This window comes from Micrococcus sp. KRD012 (assembly GCF_017168555.1).
Classification (GTDB): Bacteria; Actinomycetota; Actinomycetes; order Actinomycetales; family Micrococcaceae; genus Micrococcus; species Micrococcus luteus.
In genome coordinates this window covers 1-17700 of sequence record NZ_JABFBB010000011.1, presented here as the reverse complement: position 1 = coordinate 17700, position 17700 = coordinate 1, and the positions used below count along the sequence as shown (strand labels likewise).

Genomic DNA, 17700 nt, shown 5'->3' with positions numbered 1-17700 from the left:
GACCCCAGGAGACCCCGTGACCCAGGACGCCTTCCTCTACGACGCACTGCGCACCCCGCGGGGAGTCGGCAAGCCCTCCGGCTCCCTCCACGAGGTCAAGCCGATCGACCTCGTCGTCGGCCTGACCCACGCGCTGCGCGACCGCCATGAGGGGCTCGACCCCGCCGACATCGAGGACATGATCCTCGGCTGCGTCAGCCCGGTGGGCGACCAGGGCGCGGTCCTGCCCCGCGTGGCCGCCCTCAAGGCGGGCCTGCCACAGACCGTGGCCGGCGTGCAGCTGAACCGGTTCTGCGCCTCCGGACTCGAGGCCGTGAACCAGGCCGCCGCCCGCATCCGCTCCGGCTGGGAGTCCCTGCTCGTGGCCGGCGGCGTGGAGTCCATGTCCCGCGTGCCCATGGGCTCCGACGGCGGTGCGTGGGCCATGGACCCGGCCACCTCCCTGGCCACCGACTTCATCCCGCAGGGCGTCTCCGCAGATCTGATCGCCACCCGTGAGGGCTTCAGCCGCGAAGAGCTGGACCGCTTCGCCGCGCAGAGCCACCGTCGTGCTGCGGCGGCGTGGCAGGAGGGCCGGTTCGCCCGCTCCGTGGTCCCGGTGAGGGACATGAACGGGATGACCGTGCTGGACCGGGACGAGACCATCCGCCCCGACTCGACCGTGGAGACCCTGGCCACGCTCAAGCCCTCCTTCGAGGCGCTGGGTCGGGAGGCGGGCTTCGACGCCGTGGCGCTGGAGAAGTACAGCTCGCTGGCGGAGATCGAGCACCCGCACCACCCCGGCAACTCCTCGGGCATCGTCGACGGCGCCGCGCTGACGCTGATCGGCTCCGAGGAGGCCGGCCGGCGGGCCGGGATGAGCCCGCGGGCCCGGATCGTCTCCGCCGCCGTCGTCGGCTCCGAGCCCACCATCATGCTCACCGGCCCCACCCCGGCGTGCCGCAAGGCCCTCGAGGTGGCCGGCATGACCGCCGCGGACATCGACCTCGTGGAGATCAACGAGGCGTTCGCGGCCGTGCCGCTGCTGCTGATGAAGGAGATGGGCTGGACCGAGGAGCAGACCAACGTCAATGGCGGCGCGATCGCCATGGGCCACCCCCTGGGCGCCACCGGCGCCATGATCCTCGGCACTCTCGTGGACGAGCTCGAGCGGCGCGACCTGCGGACCGGCATCGCCACGCTCTGCATCGGCGCCGGCATGGGCGTCGCCACCATCGTCGAGCGCGTCTGAGCGCCGCACCCACCCGACCGACCAGCACGGCAGGAAGAGCACGGCATGAGTGAGCACATGATCACCTGGGACCAGGACGCCGACGGCGTCGTCACGCTGACCCTGGACGACCCGCAGGCGCGGGTCAACACGATGAACGAGCGGTACCAGGACGCGATGGACGCCGTCGTGGACCGCCTGGAGGCGGAGCGGGACACGGTGACCGGCGTCGTCCTGACCAGCGCGAAGAAGACCTTCTTCGCCGGCGGCGACCTGGGCTCCCTGGCCCAGGCCGGTCCCGAGGACGTGGAGTCCGTGTTCGCGCTGACGCAGCGGGTCAAGGGCCAGCTGCGCCGCCTCGAGACCCTCGGCCGCCCCGTGGTCGCCGCGATCAACGGCACGGCGCTCGGCGGCGGCCTGGAGATCGCCCTGGCCTGCCACCGGCGCATCGCCGTGGACGACCCGGGGCTGAAGGTCGGCCTCCCGGAGGTCACCCTGGGCCTGCTGCCCGGAGGCGGCGGCATCACCCGCCTGGTGCGCATGGTGGGCGTGGAGCGCGCCCTGATGGAGTGGCTGCTGCAGGGCACCGCCCGCGACGCCCGGGCCGCGATGGAGAAGGGGATCATCGACGAGGTCGTGACCGACCCCGCGGACCTGGTGCCCGCCGCCAAGCGCTGGATCCTGGAGCACCGCGACGACGCCGACGCCGCCGCGAAGCCCTGGGACGTCAAGGGCTTCAGGATCCCCGGCGGCACCCCCGCCCAGGCCTCCTTCGCCTCCCGCCTGCCCGCGTTCGCCGCCACCCTGCGCCGGCAGCTCCACGGCGCGGACCTGCCCGCCCCGAAGGCGATCCTCAGCGCCGCGGTGGAGGGCTCGCAGGTGGACTTCGACACCGCCTCGCGCATCGAGACCCGGTACTTCGTGTCCCTCGTGACGGGCCACACCTCCTCCGCCATGATCCAGGCGTTCCACTCGGACATGCAGGCGCTGCGCTCCGGCGCGGCCCTGGGCGGTCCCTCCCGCGAGCGCAGCACGATCACCACGGCGGCGGTGCTGGGCGCCGGGATGATGGGCGTGGGCATCGCCCACGCGCTCGCGCTCAACGGCGCGGACGTGATGCTCAAGGACGTCAGCCTGGAGGCCGCCGAGCGCGGCCGTGAGCGGGTGGGCGCCCTCCTCGAGGGGCGCGGGGCGAAGGGGCGCATGAGCCGCGAGGACGCCGACGCCGTCCTGGCCCGCGTGCAGCCCACCGAGGACTATCAGGACCTCGCGCACGTGGACGCGGTGATCGAGGCCGTGTTCGAGGACGTCGAGCTCAAGCACTCGGTGTTCGCCGAGGTGGAGAAGGTGGTCGGCCCGGACACCCTGCTGTGCAGCAACACCTCCACGCTGCCGATCACCCTGCTGCAGGGCCCGCGGGAGCGGTCCCAGGACTTCATCGGCCTGCACTTCTTCTCCCCGGTGGACCGGATGAGGCTCGTGGAGATCATCCGTGGTGAGCAGACCTCCCAGCGCACGGTGGAGCGCGCCTACGACCTGGTGCAGCAGATCCGCAAGCTGCCCATCCTGGTCAACGACGGGCGCGGCTTCTACACCTCCCGCGTCTACGGCACGCTCGTGCTCGAGGCCGCGGCCCTCGTGGAGGAGGGCGTCGACGCGCATCGGATCGAGCGGGCGGCCCGCCACGCCGGCTTCCCGGCCTCCCCGCTGGCCATGATGGACGAGGTCTCCCTGACCCTGATCCAGCACATCCGCCGCGAGGAGGAGAAGGCCGTCGCCGAGGCCGGCGGTGAGCGTCCGGTGCGTCCGGGCGAGCGCGTGGTGGAGCGCATGGTGGACGAGTTCGGCCGCCCGGGCCGCGCTCAGGGCGCCGGCTTCTACGAGTACCCGGAACAGGGCCCCAAGCACCTGTGGCCGGGCCTGGCCGAGCACTTCGCCACCGGGGCGGACGTGCCCGAGCAGGACCTGCAGGACCGCCTGCTGTACCGCATGGCCATCGAGACGGCCCGCTGCTTCGACGACGGCGTCCTCACCGACGCCCCCTCGGCGAACCTCGGCGGCGTGTTCGGCATCGGCTTCCCGCCGCACACCGGTGGGCCCGTGACGTTCATGACGCACCGCGAGGGCGGACCGGCCGCGTTCGTGGCCCGCGCCGACGAGCTGGCCGACCGCTACGGCGAGCGGTTCCGTCCCGGCGACGCCCTCCGGCAGCGGGCCGAGCGCGGCGAGGGGCCGGGCCGATGAGCGCCGCGCCGCTGGCCGGGGTGCGCGTGGTGACCATCGCGCTGAACCTGCCCGGGCCCGTCGCCGCAGCCCGCCTGCAGGAGCTGGGCGCCGACGTCGTCACGGTGCTCCCGCCCAGCGGGGACCCCGTGTCCACCCTGGTGCCGGCCCTCTACGAGGAGCTGCACCGCGGGCAGTCGGTGCGCACCGTGGACATGAAGTCCCAGGCCGGGGCCGCCGAGATGGAGCAGATCCTGGCCGAGGCGGACGTGTTCCTCACCTCCCACCGCTCCGGGGCGCTGCGCCGGCTGGGCCTGGACGCCGACGCCGTCCGCGCCCGCCACCGGCGGATCTGCCAGGTAGACATCACCGGATACGACGGGGACCGCACGGACGTGCCAGGCCATGACATCAACTACCAGGCCGCGGCGGGCCTGCTGGCACCGGGGGCTCCACCGCGGATCCTCGCGGCGGATCTGCACGGTGCCGAGCGGGCCGTCTCCGCCGCGCTGGCCCTGCTGTGGGCCCGCGGCGCGGACGGGGACGGCGGGCACGCCACGGTGGCGCTCGCCGATGCCGCGCACGCCCTGGCCCTGCCCAACCGGCACCGCATGACGGGCCCGCGCAGCCCCCTGGGCGGGGCCCTGCCCCACTACGGGGTGTATCCGGCGGCCGAGGGCCATGTGGCCGTCGGCGCGCTCGAGCCGCACTTCGCGGCCGCGCTTGTCGAGGGCCTCGGGCTGGACGCGGACGGGGACGTCCGCGTCCAGCTCACCGAGGCCCTCTCCCGGCACGACGCCGCCCACTGGCAGGCCTGGGGGGAGGAGCGGGGCATCCCGCTCACCGCCCTGGCCACGCCCACGGCCTGACCCTCACGACTCAGCACCCCCCCACGAACGACCCCGAGGAGCACCTCATGACCACCACGGATTCCCGCACCCGCTCGCTGATCGACGTCGACGTCCTCGAGTACCACCGCCTCCTGACGCCCGAGCAGCAGGAGAAGCTCGCGGAGATCCGCGCCGCCCTGGCCGAGATCGTCACCCCGCACGTGGCGGAGGCCTGGAGCCGGGACGAGTTCCCGCACGAGATCGCCCGCCGCGTCGGCGAGCTGGGCTACAACCACATCAGCGGCATGACCGAGGACCCGCTGTTCCGCGGGCACCTGATGGCCGAGCTGGCCCGCGCGGACATCTCCCTCAGCGTGTACTTCGCCCTGCACAACGACCTCGTCGGGGCCACCCTGGAGGCCCTGGGATCGGAGGAGCAGAAGCAGACGTGGCTGCCGGGCCTGTACGCGATGGGGTACACCGGCTGCTTCGCGCTGACCGAGCCGGAGCACGGCTCCGACGTCGCCGGCGGCATGGCCACCACGGCCCGCCGGGAGGGGGACGAGTGGGTGATCAACGGGGCCAAGCGGTGGATCGGCAACGGCACCATGTCCCGCATCGCGATCGTGTGGGCCCGGGACGAGGAGGACGACCAGGTCAAGGGCTTCATCGTGGAGACCGACACCCCCGGTTACGAGGCCACCAAGATCGAGCACAAGACCGCGGTGAAGATCGTCCAGAACGCGGACATCACCTTCACGGACGTGCGCATCCCGGCGGAGAACAAGCTGGAGAAGGCCAACACCTTCGCGGACACCAACGTGATCCTGCTGGGCTCCCGCAACGGCCTGGGCTGGCAGGCCGTGGGCGCGCAGCAGGGCATCCTCGACGCCGCCCGCCGCTACGCGCTGGCGCGCACCCAGTTCGGCCGGCCGATCGCCGGGCATCAGCTGGTGCAGTCCCTGCTCGTGCAGATCGCGGCCAACCTGGCGGCCACCCTGGGCATGGCGCACCGGGCGGTGCAGCTGGAGGCCGCCGGGGAGGTGTCCATGACGCAGGCCTCCCTGGTGAAGCTGAAGACCTCCCAGATGTGCCGTGAGTCGGCCGCGCTGGGCCGGCAGATGATGGGCGGCAACGGCATCCTCGCCGACGTCGGGCTCGGTCGGTTCTTCTGCGACGTCGAGGCGATCTTCACGTATGAGGGCACCTACGAGGTGAACTCGCTGATCGTGGGCCGTGGCCTCACCGGACACTCCGCCTTCCTCTGACCCCCCTCCGACGACCGTCCCGACCAGATCAGGAGCCACCGTGACGACCTCCGAGACCCCCGACGCCTCCGCGACCACCCACGGCCGGCCCACCGAGCGCCGGGGCCATGTGGCCGAGCTGCTCTCGGCCACCGTGGCCCGGCAGCCGGATGCCGTGGCCCTGCGGATCGGCGAGGCCCGCATGACCTACCGCGAACTGGACCAGGTCACGGCCGCGACGGCCGGCTGGCTGCGCCACCGCGGGGTGGGCCCGGGGGACCGGGTGGCCGTGCTGCTGCCCAACGTCCCGGCCTTCGTGGCGGTCTACGAGGCGCTCATGCGTCTGGGTGCGGTGATGGTGCCGCTCAACCCGCTGTTCACCGCCCGTGAGCTGGGGTACTTCCTCGAGGACTCCGGGGCACGCATGCTGTGGGCCATGCCCGGGCTGCCCGCCGTGGACGAGGTGGCCGGGAACGTCGACGTCGAGGTGGTCACCCTGGACCTCGAAGCGGTCGGGCGGGAGTGCGCCGCCGAGGGCATCGCCCCGGTCACGGAGATCACCCCGCGCGACCCCGACGACGACGCCGTCCTGCTCTACACCTCGGGCACCACGGGGCGGCCCAAGGGTGCCCGGCTGACGCACACGAACCTGCGTTCCAACGCCATGGCGACGGCGACCGGCCTGGGCCGGCTCGGCCCGGACGACGTCGTGTTCGCGGCGCTGCCGATGTTCCACGTGTTCGGGCTCTCGGTGGTGCTCAACGGGGCGGTGTTCGCCGGGTCCACCCTGTCCCTGATGCCGCGGTTCGTGCCGGAGGCCGCCTACGACCAGCTGCAGGACCACGGCATCACGTTCCTGCCCGGCGTGCCCACCATGCACGGGGCGTTCCTCTCCGTGGCCCGGACCCGTCGTGAGGCCGGGGCCGAGCCGGCGGACTTCTCGAGGCTGCGCATGCCCCTCTCCGGCGGTGCGAGCCTGCCGGTGGAGACGCTGCGCGCGGCGGAGAAGCTGTTCGGCGTGCCCGTGTTGGAGGGCTACGGACTGTCCGAGAACGCGGGCGCCTGCTTCTTCAACCCCGTGGATGCGCCGACCCGGCCGGGCACCGTGGGCCGGCCGGTGGACGGCTTCGAGTTCCGGATCGTGGCGATGGACGGCACCGAGGTGCCCGAGGAGGATCTCGAGACCTCCGGTGAGCTGCGCATCCGGGGTGAGGGCATCATGGCCGGCTACTGGGGCCGCCCGGAGGACACGGAGGCGGCGTTCGACGAGGACGGCTGGTTCCGCACCGGGGACATCGCCCGCCGGGACGAGGCCGGGTACGTGATGATCGTGGACCGGCTCAAGGACGTGATCATCCGCGGCGGCATGAACGTGTACCCCCGCGAGGTGGAGGAGGTCCTCTACGAGCACCCGGACGTGGTCGAGGCCGCCGTGGTGGGTGTGCCGGACGAGCGGCTGGGCGAGGAGATCGCCGCCTTCGTCTCGCTGGCCCCGGGCAGCGCCGTCACGGGGGAGGAGCTCCAGGCGTTCGCGGCCGAACGTCTGGCCCGCTACAAGCAGCCGCGGGAGGTGACCGTCCTGGACGGGCTGCCGAAGAACGCCACGGGCAAGATCCTGCGTCGCGAGCTGCGTCAGGGGTGAGGGGCGTGCCGGGCGGTCTGGGCGCAGGTCGTCTGGTCTGAGCGAGAGGAACGACAGACAGGTGGCCTCTCGCTACGCTCCCGCGGTGCACGAGCAGGCGATGCGCCGCCTGGCCGAGGTGACCGGACTGGTGCCGGTCGAGTACCCCACCACCCGGCAGCTCGGGGCGAGTCCCGAGGACCGGGCGCGGGACCTGAACGCGGCGTTCGCGGACCCGCAGATCCGGGCGGTGATCGCCACGGTGGGCGGGGAGGACCAGATCACCGTGATCGGCCACCTGGACGCGGACGCAGTGCGCGCGGACCCCAAGCCGTTCCTCGGCTACAGCGACAACACCAACCTGCACCAGTGGCTGTGGGCGAACGGCGTGGCGAGCTTCTACGGCGGCTCCACCCAGGTGCACCTGGGGCCGGGACCGGCTGTGGACGAGGTGCACGCCGCGTCCCTGCGGGCCGCCCTGCTGACGGGAGGGCGGCTGGAGATCACGGAGCCGGGGGAGTCGGAGGACCACGGCGTCGACTGGCTGGACCCGCGGGCGCTCACCGAGTTCGGGACCCGCGAGCCGGTGCCGGGCCCGCACGACGACGGCGCGCGCGGCGTCGGCGAGGGCACCTCGCCGTGGCGCTGGGCCGGGCCGCGGCGCGCGGTGACCGGCCGGACGTGGGGCGGGTGCCTGGAGGTGCTGCCGTGGGCCGGGGAGGTGCGTCGGATGCTGCGCATCCTGGGGGAGCGCGCTGTGCACGCCGTGCTGGCGGCCCGGCCGCCGACGAGCTCCTTCGAGGTGCCGCGCGGCGCGGTCGAGCGCGCGCGGCGGCGCAGGCCACTGGGCAGTACTCATCGGTCGTCTTTGGGAACTCCTCCACGTGCCCGGGTGGGGTGTCAGAATCAGCACCGTGAGCACTAACGACGAAGCGGTCGCAGGGCGTCTTCTTAGGCTGCCCGCGGGAGCATATGAGCAGGTAGAAACCCTGCACGTGCGGCAGCAGCTGGCCGCCGCGCAGAATCTCGAGCCGGGGTTTGAACCACTCAGTGACACTGCTTTGCCCCATCAACTTGCCGTTCATGTCGGCGGTCTGCTTCGGCATGCGCTGACGCAGGCGAAAACGCCGGAGAAGCAGGTCGAGCTGGTACAACGCGTCATCGCAGCCTTGGGGGCGGACTATGCGCCTGATCTTCCGGTCTCAGAGCCCGGACGACCGGGACGACTGCGGACGCTCCAGGAGATCCGACCTGCCGCATCGCCCGTCAAGGAGCGACTGGCCCGGCCGGCGACGCCTCTCTCCGAGGTTGCCTTACTGACGAACGCGGTGGGGGAACCCAGCATCGGCGCTGAGATTCGCGACGAACTAGCCTCGGCCGACCGCGTCGATCTGTTGTGCGCGTTCGTGAAATGGCACGGGCTGCGCACTTTAGAGAAACAGTTGGCCTCTTTGGCTGAGCGCCAGGTGCCGTTCCGCGTCATCACGACGACCTACGTGGGGGCGACCGAACGGGCAGCACTGGATCGCATCGTGGGTGAGTTCGGCGGCGAGGTGCGCGTGAACTATACGACCGCCTCGACGCGCCTCCATGCAAAGGCATGGCTGTTCCACCGCGAGAGTGGCTGGAGCACGGCTTACGTTGGATCATCCAACCTATCCAAGGCCGCGATGCTGGACGGTTTGGAGTGGAATGTCCGGTTGTCCTCCATCGCGACTCCATCACTAGTCAGGAAGTTCCAGGCCACGTTCGACACGTACTGGGCCGACCCGGCGTTTGAGCCCTACGACCCGGAGCGGGACGCCGAGCGCCTCGACCGCGAACTGCGACAGGGATCATTCACAGACCGCGGGGACCGCATCGACCTCAGCGGTCTGGACGTGCACCCGTATCCGCACCAGGCGAGGATGCTTGATGACCTCAACGCTGAGCGCGCGCGTGGTCATCACCGCAACCTGCTCGTCGCGGCCACCGGCACGGGCAAGACGGTGATAGCTGGCCTTGACTACCGGGACATGGCACTGCGTGCCGGTTCGCCCCCAACTCTTCTCTTTGTGGCGCACCGGGAAGAGATTTTGCGCCAGGCCCGGAAGACCTACCGCGCCATTTTGAACGACGGCACCTTCGGGGAGCTGTTCGTCGGGGGAGAGCATCCGTCGCAGTGGAAGCACGTGTTTGCGTCCGTTCAGTCCTTGGCTCGGCTAGGTGTCGCCACGTTGTCTCCGGACCTGTTCGATGTCGTCGTCATCGACGAGTTTCATCACGCCTCTGCGAGTTCCTACGAGGCACTCCTCCGCCATCTCAGGCCACGCGAGGTCCTCGGTCTGACGGCGACACCGGAACGCGCCGATGGGGTCAACGTCAAGGACCTGTTTGAAGGACGCATTGCCTCCGAAATGCGCCTCTGGGACGCGCTTGAGGCGGACATTCTTGTGCCCTTCCACTACTTCGCCGTGAACGACGACGTCGACCTTCGAGGAATCGAATGGCGTAATGGCCAGTACGACGTGGGTGCACTGGGTCGGATCTACACCGGCGACGAGGCCCGTGCTCGGAAGATTCTGGCGGCGCTCAGCGACAAGGTATCTGACCTCGATGCCATGAAGGCCCTGGGGTTCTGTGCCACGGTGGACCATGCTCACTTCATGGCCGAGGTGTTCAACCGCGCGAAGGTCCCGGCGGCCGTGGTGGTGGGGGACACCGGGTCAGAAGAACGAGCCGCTGCCTTCAGGGACCTCCGTGCTGGGACCCTGAAGGTGCTCTTCGGCGTCGATGTGTTCAATGAGGGGCTCGACATCCCTGAGGTCAACACGGTCCTTTTTCTTCGACCGACGCAGAGTGCCACGATCTTCCTCCAGCAGCTCGGACGAGGGCTCCGCCGCTCTCCCACCAAGAGCGTGCTGACAGCGCTAGATTTTGTGGGCCATCAGCGCAAAGAATTCCGTTTCGACCTCAAACTGCGCGCGCTGACGGGCAGTGGTCGGCGCCAGTTGATCGACGACGTTGAGGCAGGATTCCCCTACCTCCCGCCGGGATCGCAGATCGTGTTGGACCGGGTGGCGGAGGAAAACATCCTGGCCAATCTCAAGAATCAGGTGGGTTTGAAACTGTCGGACCTAGTCAGGGATGTGCGGGACCACGCCACTGCGGCGCGCGTCGGACTTGCCGACTATGCGCTGGCGCGGTACCTCGAGGAGGCCGGCCGTGGGCTGGAGGACGTGTACCGGCCAGGAAAATCGGGACGGAGCTGGAGTACCGTCAAAGACCTCGCGATGGGTAACCACCTCGGGGTCATCATGACTCCCGACGACCGTGGGATGACCCTCCGTGCTATCACGCTGCGCCACGTGGACGATGCCGAGCGGGCCGATGCGTACCGCCGGTTGCTCACAAATAATACACGCTATGAAGAGCTGACTCCGCAGGATCAGCAGTACGCGCGCATGCTGTATTTCACCCTCTTGCATGGGGCGGGGCCAGCCCCATTTTCCGATTTCGACGAAGCTTTCGACTGGGTTCGGGGGTTGCCCGCATTCGTGGAGGAGGTCGACCAGTTGCTCGACGTCGTCGTGTCGAGCGCCCGGACCGCTCCCGAGCACCTGCGGTTGGGGAAGCCGACGGCCCTCCGTAGCCATGCACACTATCGACGGACGGAGATTCTGGCCGGCCTGGACATCTCATCGTGGGAGCGCACGCAGTCGAGTCACCGGGAAGGCGTGGCCTTCTCCCCGGACTACAACACCGATGCTCTCCTCGTGACCCTTAAAAAGGATGCTCGGCAGTTCTCACCCAGCACGATGTACCGCGACTTTGCCGTCAGCCGGTCCGCATTCCACTGGGAGAGTCAGAACGTCACGACCGCTCGCTCCCCCACGGGCCAGCGCTACCTCAGCAAGGAGCACGGCGGGTCGCACACCCTAATGTTTGTTCGAGGGTCGGGTAGGGATGCGATTGGAGAGGGTGCTGCCTATCTGTGTCTGGGAACGGTGCAGTTCGCGGATTGGTCGGGCACAGAACGGCCGATGCAGATCACTTGGGCACTGGATCGCGAGATGCCTACCTCGGCGTACCAGGAAGCGAGGGCCGCTAGCTAGGGAGGGAGTGGGCGTCGAGTGTGACGGTCGTCGTGCGCGATAGGCGCGGGCGCGAGTTTTCCGGAAGTGTCCGGATCCCGAACGGAAACGGCCCGGGAGTCGCCCGGATGTCAAACGGAGGCGTTCGAGAGCCGCCCCACCGTCACCGCTTCCGGTACAGCCCCTTCTTCTGGAACTTCGGCTCGCTCGTCACGAGCATCCCCAGGGACCGGAAGATGCCCTCATCCACGGAGCCGAGGATCGTCGTCGTGTGCACGTCGCAGCCCTCGAGGCTCGCCAGCTGCTCGACGGCCGCCTTCGCGTTCTCGTCGGTCGCCGCGGACACGGACAGCGCGATCAGCACCTCGTCTGTGTGCAGCCGCGGGTTCTTGGAGCCCAGGTGCACGGTCTTGAGCGTCTGGATCGGCTCGATCGAGGCGGGGGAGAGCAGGTGCACGTCGTCCTCGATGCCGGCCAGCACCTTGAGGGCGTTGAGCAGCACCGCGGCGGAGCAGCCCAGCAGCTCCGAGGTCTTGCCGGTCACCAGGGTGCCGTCCGCCAGCTGCACGGCCGCGCCGGGCTCACCGGTGCGCTCGGCCACCAACTGCGCGGCACCCACCACCGGGCGGTCCTCCGAACTCAGGCCCAGCTTGGACATCACCAGGGCCACGCGCTCGGACTCGGTGTCGTCCGCGCCCTCCAGGGCCTCGTTGACCTGAGCCTTGTAGTAGCGCCGGATGATCTCCTGCTTCGCGGCCTCCTGGCACACCTCGTCGTCCACGATCGCCGCGCCGGCCATGTTCACGCCCATGTCCGTGGGGGACTTGTACGGGGTGGTGCCCGTGACCTTCTCCAGCAGCGCGGACAGCAGCGGGAACACCTCGACGTCGCGGTTGTAGCTCGTCACCCGCTCGCCGTACTCGGCCAGGTGGAACGGGTCGATCAGGTTGATGTCGTCCAGGTCCACGGTGGCGGCCTCGTAGGCGGCGTTCACCGGGTGCTCGAGCGGCAGGTTCCAGATGGGGAACGTCTCGAACTTCGCGTAGCCGGCCGGGATGCCCCGCTGCCGATCGTTGTACACCTGGCTCAGGCACGTCGCCAGCTTGCCGGAGCCCGGGCCGGGGGCCGTCACGACGACGAGGTCCCGCGTGGTCTCGGACCACTCGTTGGCGCCGAAGCCCTGCTCCGAGACGATCGTGGACATGGCGTGCGGGTAGCCGGGGATCACGCGGTGGCGGGCCACCTTCAGGCCGAGGCGCTCGAGCTTCTCGAGGAACGCCAGCGCGCGGTGGTTGGCGTCCTCCAGCTGCGTGACCACCACGTGCTCCACCAGGAACCCGCGCTCCCGGAACACGTCCACGAGGCGCAGGACGTCGTCCTCGTACGTGATGCCCAGGTCCGCGCGGACCTTGTTCCGCTCGAGGTCCTTGGCGTTGAAGCACACCAGGATCTCGGTCTCGTCCTTGATGCGGTCGAGCATCGCGATCTTGTTGTCCGGGGTGAAGCCGGGCAGGACGCGGGAGGCGTGCAGGTCGTCGAAGAGCTTGCCGCCCATCTCCAGGTACAGCTTCCCGCCGATCTGGCGCCGGCGTTCCTGGATGTGCTGGGACTGGAGTTCGATGTACTTCGCGCGGTCGAATCCGACGCGGTGGAGGGGGCCGGAGGCCGCGGCCTCCGTGGTGGTGCTGGCGGGGCGGGCGGTCTCATGCGTGCCGGTCATGGACTCTCAGCATAGACCCGTCCGCGGGGTGCGCGTGCGCGGCCCGGCGTCGGGCCCACCGCATCCCTCAGCCCCTCGGGTCCTCCGGGTCGTCCGCGATCCAATCGTGCTCGGGGTCGTCGAAGCTGCGCGTGCGCCCGGTGCGCAGGTCGGTGACGTCCATGACGCCGGTGCCGCGGTCCAGGCGCACCTGCTGGTGTGAGGCGGGGTCGACGACGGTGATCGTCTGGGTCTGCGGGTCGTAGTCGTCCACCCGCACCTGGTCCTCGTACTCCTGCCGCGGGCCGTAGGACCCGTGCGTGTCGTCGTCGGGGAAGGCGGGGGCGCCGGGGGAGCGCAGCCGGCGCTCGAGGGTGCGCTCCACCCGGCGCGCGGCCGCCTCCTGCGCCTGCGTGGCCAGGCGCCGCAGACGTTCGAGGGACTCCTTGTCCTGTGAGATCTCCGCGCCGAAGAACCGCCACTGGTAGCGGTAGGCGATCATCCGCACCGCGAAGATCAGGAACGCGATGAGGAAGCCCGTGAACGCGTTGAGCGCGCCGTTCATCGCCACCACGGTCGCCAGCACCGCGCCCAGGAACGTGGGGAGCACGTAGACGCCGCGGGGGTCGAAGATGGAGGGCACCTCGTTGGCGACGATGTCCCGCAGCACGCCGCCGCCCAGCGCCGTGACCATCGCGATCACCACCGTGGACACCGGGTGCACGCCCATCGAGTGCGCCAGCAGCACGCCGGACACCGTGAACAGGGCGAGCCCGGCGGCGTCGAACAGGGTGATGGTCAGGTTCAGCCGATTCGGGTGGATCAGCTTGATGTACACGAGCAGGGAGACGAGCACCGGCGGGGCCAGGTAGACCGGGTTCTCCAGGGACGCGGGCAGGCCGCGGTCCAGCAGGATGTCCCGGGTGAAGCCGCCGCCCAGCCCGGCCAGCAGGGACAGCGCCATCGAGCCCACCAGGTCGAACTGCTTGCGCGCCGCCAGCAGCGCCCCCGAGGTGGCGAAGAAGAAGATCCCGATCAGGTCCAGGGTCGTGAGCAGCCACGGGACGTCGGTGAGGGTGGCGAAGAACTGCTGCACGTCCACGGCGGCTCCTTCCATCGGGTCCGGGGATTCACCGGCCATTGTCCCGTGCGGCCCGCGCAGTGGCTCGTTTGTTCACCCGGGTGTCCCCGGAGGTGTGACGTCTTCGTCGGTTCCGGGCGTCTCCTCGTTCGCCGGGGGGCCGTCCTCGCCGGGGTCGGCGGGCGGCCCGTCCCGGCCCTTGCGGTCGCGGATGTCCGGCACGGGCGGCTCGTCGTGCGGATCCAGGCGCTGGCGCTGGGTCACCCCCGAGATCTCGGCCCCCGGGGCGAGCCACTCCCTGCGCAGCGACACCACGCGCAGCACCAGCACGAGCACCATCACCGCGGCCGAGGTCAGCGGGTTCAGGAGCTCCGCCTGGCCGAGGGCCGCCGTCGTGCCCGCGCCGAGGATGGCCGGCAGCGCGTACCAGCCGCGCCCGCCGAACACGGCGGGCGGTTCCCCGGCGACGACGTCGCGCAGGATGCCGCCGCCGACGGCGGTCACCAGGCCCAGCACCGCGGCGGCGACCGGGCTCAGGCCGGCGAGCAGGGCGATGCGCGTGCCCACCACGCAGTACACGGCCAGGCCGATGGCGTCGAAGGCCATGACGGCGTGGTGGCCGCGCTCGCCGTCGAAGATCCGGAGGAACACCGCCAGCGACGCGACCGCCGGCAGGATCAGGTACCAGGGGTTGTCGAAGGCCGCGGGCACGTCCCGGCCGACCACGAGGTCCCGGACGACACCGCCGCCCGTGCCCACCATGAGGGCCAGCAGCAGGGAGCCGACGATGTCGTAGCCCTTGCGCACGGCGAGCACCGCACCCGAGATCGCGAAGAAGAACACGCCCACGAGGTCCACGGCGGTGATCGCCGCGGTGATCGCCTCGGCGAGCTCGCCGTGCGCGTCGATCGGCTCGGGCACGTCCCGTTCGAGTTCGGCGGGGTCCTTGGGGGTGGCGGACAGCAGCCACACGGGGGGGTGGGCGCCCGCGGACCTGGAACGCGTGCGGTCACTTTGAGCCTGAAAAGTGCGCCCATACCGACCGCAGGCGTTCCCGGAACGGGCGGGCCGGCGTCGTGGCCACCCAGGAGGACCCGGAGGAGCTCGTCGGGGTCAGCGAGGACTGGGCGGCGCAGGCGTACGCGGACGCCGCCGCGGTGGGCGGCGATCCTGCTCACCGCGGCGGATCCACCACGAGCCGCACCCGCGGGCTTGCCTGTTCGGCGGCGCCCTCCTGGGTCTCGGCGATCCGGCGCCAGATGCGGTCCGCCGACGGGTCGACCATCAGGTGCCCCATCTGCCGGATGACGGTGCCGAACACGGACGTCGGCATGCTGCGCCGCGGGGCGAAGCCGGACCGGCGCAGGCGCTCGGTCTGTTCCGTGGTCAGGTCCACGAGGCGCTCCAGCAGGGACTCGGTCTCCCCGCCGGCCTCCAGCAGCGAGCGGCGCACGTAGGCCCCCACCACCGGGTGGTCGGCCAGCAGGTCCGCGAACGCCGCGTCGCGGGCCGCGGACACCTCCTGTGGGGTGCCCACGAGCGGGACCTCGTCGAGGGTCGCGGCGATCAGGCGCAGCACGTCGTCGTCGACGGCGCGGGTCAGCCCCGCCTTGCTGCCGAAGTGGTGCCGCACCAGCCCGGGGGCGACGCCGGCCCGTTGCGCTATCTCGCGGACGCTGGCCATCTCGACCCCCCGCTCGGCATACAGCTCGAGGGCCGCCAGGCGCAGGCGCGCGGGGGAGGCGAGGTCGTCCTGGTCGAAGGGCAGGAGGGTGTTCATCGGGTCCTCGGGGCTGGGTCGGCGGATGGGATGGCCCGTGGTCGGGAGACGAGGATGCGGGGGCTCGCTGAACCCTACGGCAGGGATCGAAACGCCCCCCCGCACCCTTCTTGTACGCTAGTGCAACATCGTGCTTGAGTGTGCAACATCAGCTCAGTGAGGCATGTCACAGACGACTGCCGCCCGCCTCCGCGACCACCACACCTCCCAGGGGGACCCATGCAGACCACCGACACCGTCCTCGGCACCCCGTCCACCATGGGCGACGACGAGCAGCTCACCACCACTCGCCTCCTGCGGGACGCCGCCCGGACCTTCGGGGATCAGCAGATCATCCACACCCGCGGCGGCGGCTCCCCGTGGCAGACCACCACCTACGCGGCCGTGTGGGAGCGGGTGCGCCGCATGGCCGCGGCCCTGCGCGCCGAGGGCGTCGGGCCGGGGGACCGGGTCGGCCTGCTGCTGTGGAACGACGTCCGCCACCTCGAGTCCTACTTCTCCGTCCCGCTGCTGGGCGCGACCATGGTGCAGCTCAACCTGCGCCTGGCGCCCACGGACCTGGCCTACGTGATCACCCACGCGAAGGTGGGGACGATCGTCGTGGACGAGACCCTCCTGGAGCTCGCCGCCGCGCTCGAACCGCACCTGCCCGACGGCGTCCGCTGGATCGTGGCCGGCGACGGCGAGCTCCCTGCCGACTGGGCCGGTCGCGACGACGTCCTCTCCTACGAGGCCCTCCTCGACGGGCACGAGCCGCTCGAGACAGCGGGCCTGCCGAACGTGAGTGAGCGCTCCGCCTCCGGCGCCTGCTACACCACGGGCACCACCGGCCGTCCCAAGGGCGTCTTCTACTCGCATCGGGCCACCTGGCTGCACGCGCACGCCGTGGTGTCCACCCTGGGCATGACCATGGCGGACACCGCCCTGATGCTGACCCCCATGTTCCACGCGCAGTGCTGGGGCCTGCCGTTCGCCGCCGTCGCCGTGGGCGCGCGCCTGGTGCTGCCGGGCCGGTTCAACCTCACGGACACCCCGTGGCTGACCTCCACCCTCGTGGACCACGGCGTCACCGTGGCCCCGGCAGCCCCCGCGATCCTCATGCCGATGCTCCACCACCTCCGCACCCTCGAGACGCCCCCACGGATGGACGGCGTGCGCCTGCTGTGCGGCGCGACGGAGCCCCCCGTGGCCATGATGCGCGGCTTCGACGAGCTCACCGGCGCGGAGGTCATCCACGCCTACGGCGCCACGGAGACCTCGCCCATCGTCTCCCTCAACCGCATGAAGCCGAGCCTCATGGACACCCTCTCCGAGGATGAGCGGTGGAACCTCAAGCGGTTCCAGGGCCTCGTCGTCGTCGGGGTGGACGTGAAGATCACCGACCCCCTGGGCGAGCTGCTGCCGCCCGGCGAGGAGAACGTGGGCGAGATCCGCCTGCGCGGGCCCTGGGTGACCACCTCCTACGCGGACAACGCCGAGGCCACCGAGGCCGGCTTCGACGACGAGGGCTACTGGCGCTCCGGGGACCTGGGCTACCTCTCCCCGGAGGGCTACCTCAAGGTCACCGACCGCCTGAAGGACGTGGTCAAGTCCGGTGGCGAGTGGATCTCCTCGATCGACCTGGAGAACCACATCATGACCGTCCCCGGGGTCCGCGACGCCGCCGTGATCGGCGTCCCCCACCCCCAGTGGGAGGAGCGTCCTCTGGCCCTCGTGGTGCGGGACGAGGACTCCGACGTCGACCAGGACGCCGTCCTCGCCGCACTCGCCGAGCGCTTCGCCACCTGGCAGCTGCCGGACGAGGTCCGCTTCGTGACGGAGATCGACCGGACCGGCGTCGGGAAGGTCAACAAGCGCAAGCTGCGCGCCGACTACGCCGACGCCCTCACCTCCGGCCGCTGACCGGCCCGCCACCTCCCCAGACCCACCCCGACCC

The 17700-nt window shown here is 70.7% G+C and carries 12 protein-coding genes; 8 read left to right on the top strand and 4 right to left on the bottom strand.

What is annotated here, in order from left to right:
* The first annotated feature begins 16 nt into the window (after positions 1-16).
* From J1M37_RS05890 to J1M37_RS05860, 7 genes are all read left to right on the top strand, one after another.
* A complete protein-coding gene (locus J1M37_RS05890) occupies positions 17-1231 on the top strand; it encodes an acetyl-CoA C-acetyltransferase (RefSeq protein WP_100057820.1) in 1215 nt (404 codons plus the stop codon).
* A gap of 45 nt (positions 1232-1276) precedes the next feature.
* Positions 1277-3454, top strand: a complete 2178-nt coding sequence (locus J1M37_RS05885) for a 3-hydroxyacyl-CoA dehydrogenase NAD-binding domain-containing protein (protein ID WP_206452312.1) — start codon at positions 1277-1279, stop codon at positions 3452-3454.
* A complete protein-coding gene (locus J1M37_RS05880) occupies positions 3451-4302 on the top strand; it encodes a CoA transferase (protein WP_206452311.1) in 852 nt (283 codons plus the stop codon). Before J1M37_RS05885 ends, J1M37_RS05880 begins: the two co-directional genes overlap by 4 nt.
* A gap of 47 nt (positions 4303-4349) precedes the next feature.
* Positions 4350-5531 (top strand): acyl-CoA dehydrogenase family protein, encoded by a 1182-nt coding sequence (locus J1M37_RS05875; RefSeq protein WP_206452310.1) that lies wholly within the window; start codon positions 4350-4352, stop codon positions 5529-5531.
* 40 nt (positions 5532-5571) lie between these two features.
* The gene (locus tag J1M37_RS05870) at positions 5572-7152 is read left to right on the top strand and encodes a long-chain-fatty-acid--CoA ligase (protein WP_342345124.1); all 1581 of its coding nucleotides are present in this window, start codon (positions 5572-5574) and stop codon (positions 7150-7152) included.
* A 61-nt stretch (positions 7153-7213) separates the two neighbouring features.
* Positions 7214-8056: an LD-carboxypeptidase gene (locus J1M37_RS05865; RefSeq protein ID WP_342345123.1), complete on the top strand. Its 843-nt coding sequence runs from the start codon at positions 7214-7216 to the stop codon at positions 8054-8056.
* Positions 8046-11225 carry a DUF3427 domain-containing protein gene (locus tag J1M37_RS05860; protein WP_342345122.1) on the top strand — a complete coding sequence of 1060 codons (3180 nt, stop codon included), beginning with the start codon at positions 8046-8048 and terminating at the stop codon, positions 11223-11225. The genes J1M37_RS05865 and J1M37_RS05860 overlap by 11 nt, the downstream gene beginning before the upstream one ends.
* Positions 11226-11367: 142 nt before the next feature.
* Here J1M37_RS05860 and J1M37_RS05855 read toward each other — a convergent pair whose 3' ends face one another.
* The 4 genes from J1M37_RS05855 to J1M37_RS05840 form a co-directional block, all read right to left on the bottom strand.
* Positions 11368-12924 carry a DUF1846 domain-containing protein gene (locus J1M37_RS05855; RefSeq protein ID WP_002858124.1) on the bottom strand — a complete coding sequence of 519 codons (1557 nt, stop codon included), beginning with the start codon at positions 12922-12924 and terminating at the stop codon, positions 11368-11370.
* A gap of 67 nt (positions 12925-12991) precedes the next feature.
* Complete coding sequence (locus J1M37_RS05850; RefSeq protein ID WP_129867103.1) at positions 12992-14005, bottom strand: trimeric intracellular cation channel family protein; 1014 nt, start codon at positions 14003-14005, stop codon at positions 12992-12994.
* Between the two features lie 72 nt (positions 14006-14077).
* A complete protein-coding gene (locus J1M37_RS05845) occupies positions 14078-14956 on the bottom strand; it encodes a TRIC cation channel family protein (RefSeq protein ID WP_206452309.1) in 879 nt (292 codons plus the stop codon).
* Positions 14957-15158: 202 nt separating this feature from the next.
* Positions 15159-15764: a TetR/AcrR family transcriptional regulator gene (locus J1M37_RS05840; protein WP_095353721.1), complete on the bottom strand. Its 606-nt coding sequence runs from the start codon at positions 15762-15764 to the stop codon at positions 15159-15161.
* Between the two features lie 219 nt (positions 15765-15983).
* On the opposite strand from J1M37_RS05840, the gene J1M37_RS05835 reads away from it, so the two are divergent.
* Entirely contained in the window at positions 15984-17666 is a 1683-nt protein-coding gene (locus J1M37_RS05835; protein ID WP_206452308.1) for a long-chain-fatty-acid--CoA ligase, read from the top strand.
* Positions 17667-17700 lie beyond the last annotated feature (34 nt).

Excerpts from the sequence above, each read along its gene's own strand:
- J1M37_RS05835 (WP_206452308.1), top strand. The coding sequence starts at position 15,984 with ATGCAGACCACCGACACCGTCCTCGGCACCCCGTCCACCATGGGCGAC.
- J1M37_RS05885 (WP_206452312.1), top strand. The coding sequence starts at position 1,277 with ATGAGTGAGCACATGATCACCTGGGACCAGGACGCCGACGGCGTCGTC.
- J1M37_RS05855 (WP_002858124.1), bottom strand. The coding sequence starts at position 12,924 with ATGACCGGCACGCATGAGACCGCCCGCCCCGCCAGCACCACCACGGAG.
- J1M37_RS05840 (WP_095353721.1), bottom strand. The coding sequence starts at position 15,764 with ATGAACACCCTCCTGCCCTTCGACCAGGACGACCTCGCCTCCCCCGCG.
- J1M37_RS05880 (WP_206452311.1), top strand. The coding sequence starts at position 3,451 with ATGAGCGCCGCGCCGCTGGCCGGGGTGCGCGTGGTGACCATCGCGCTG.
- J1M37_RS05875 (WP_206452310.1), top strand. The coding sequence starts at position 4,350 with ATGACCACCACGGATTCCCGCACCCGCTCGCTGATCGACGTCGACGTC.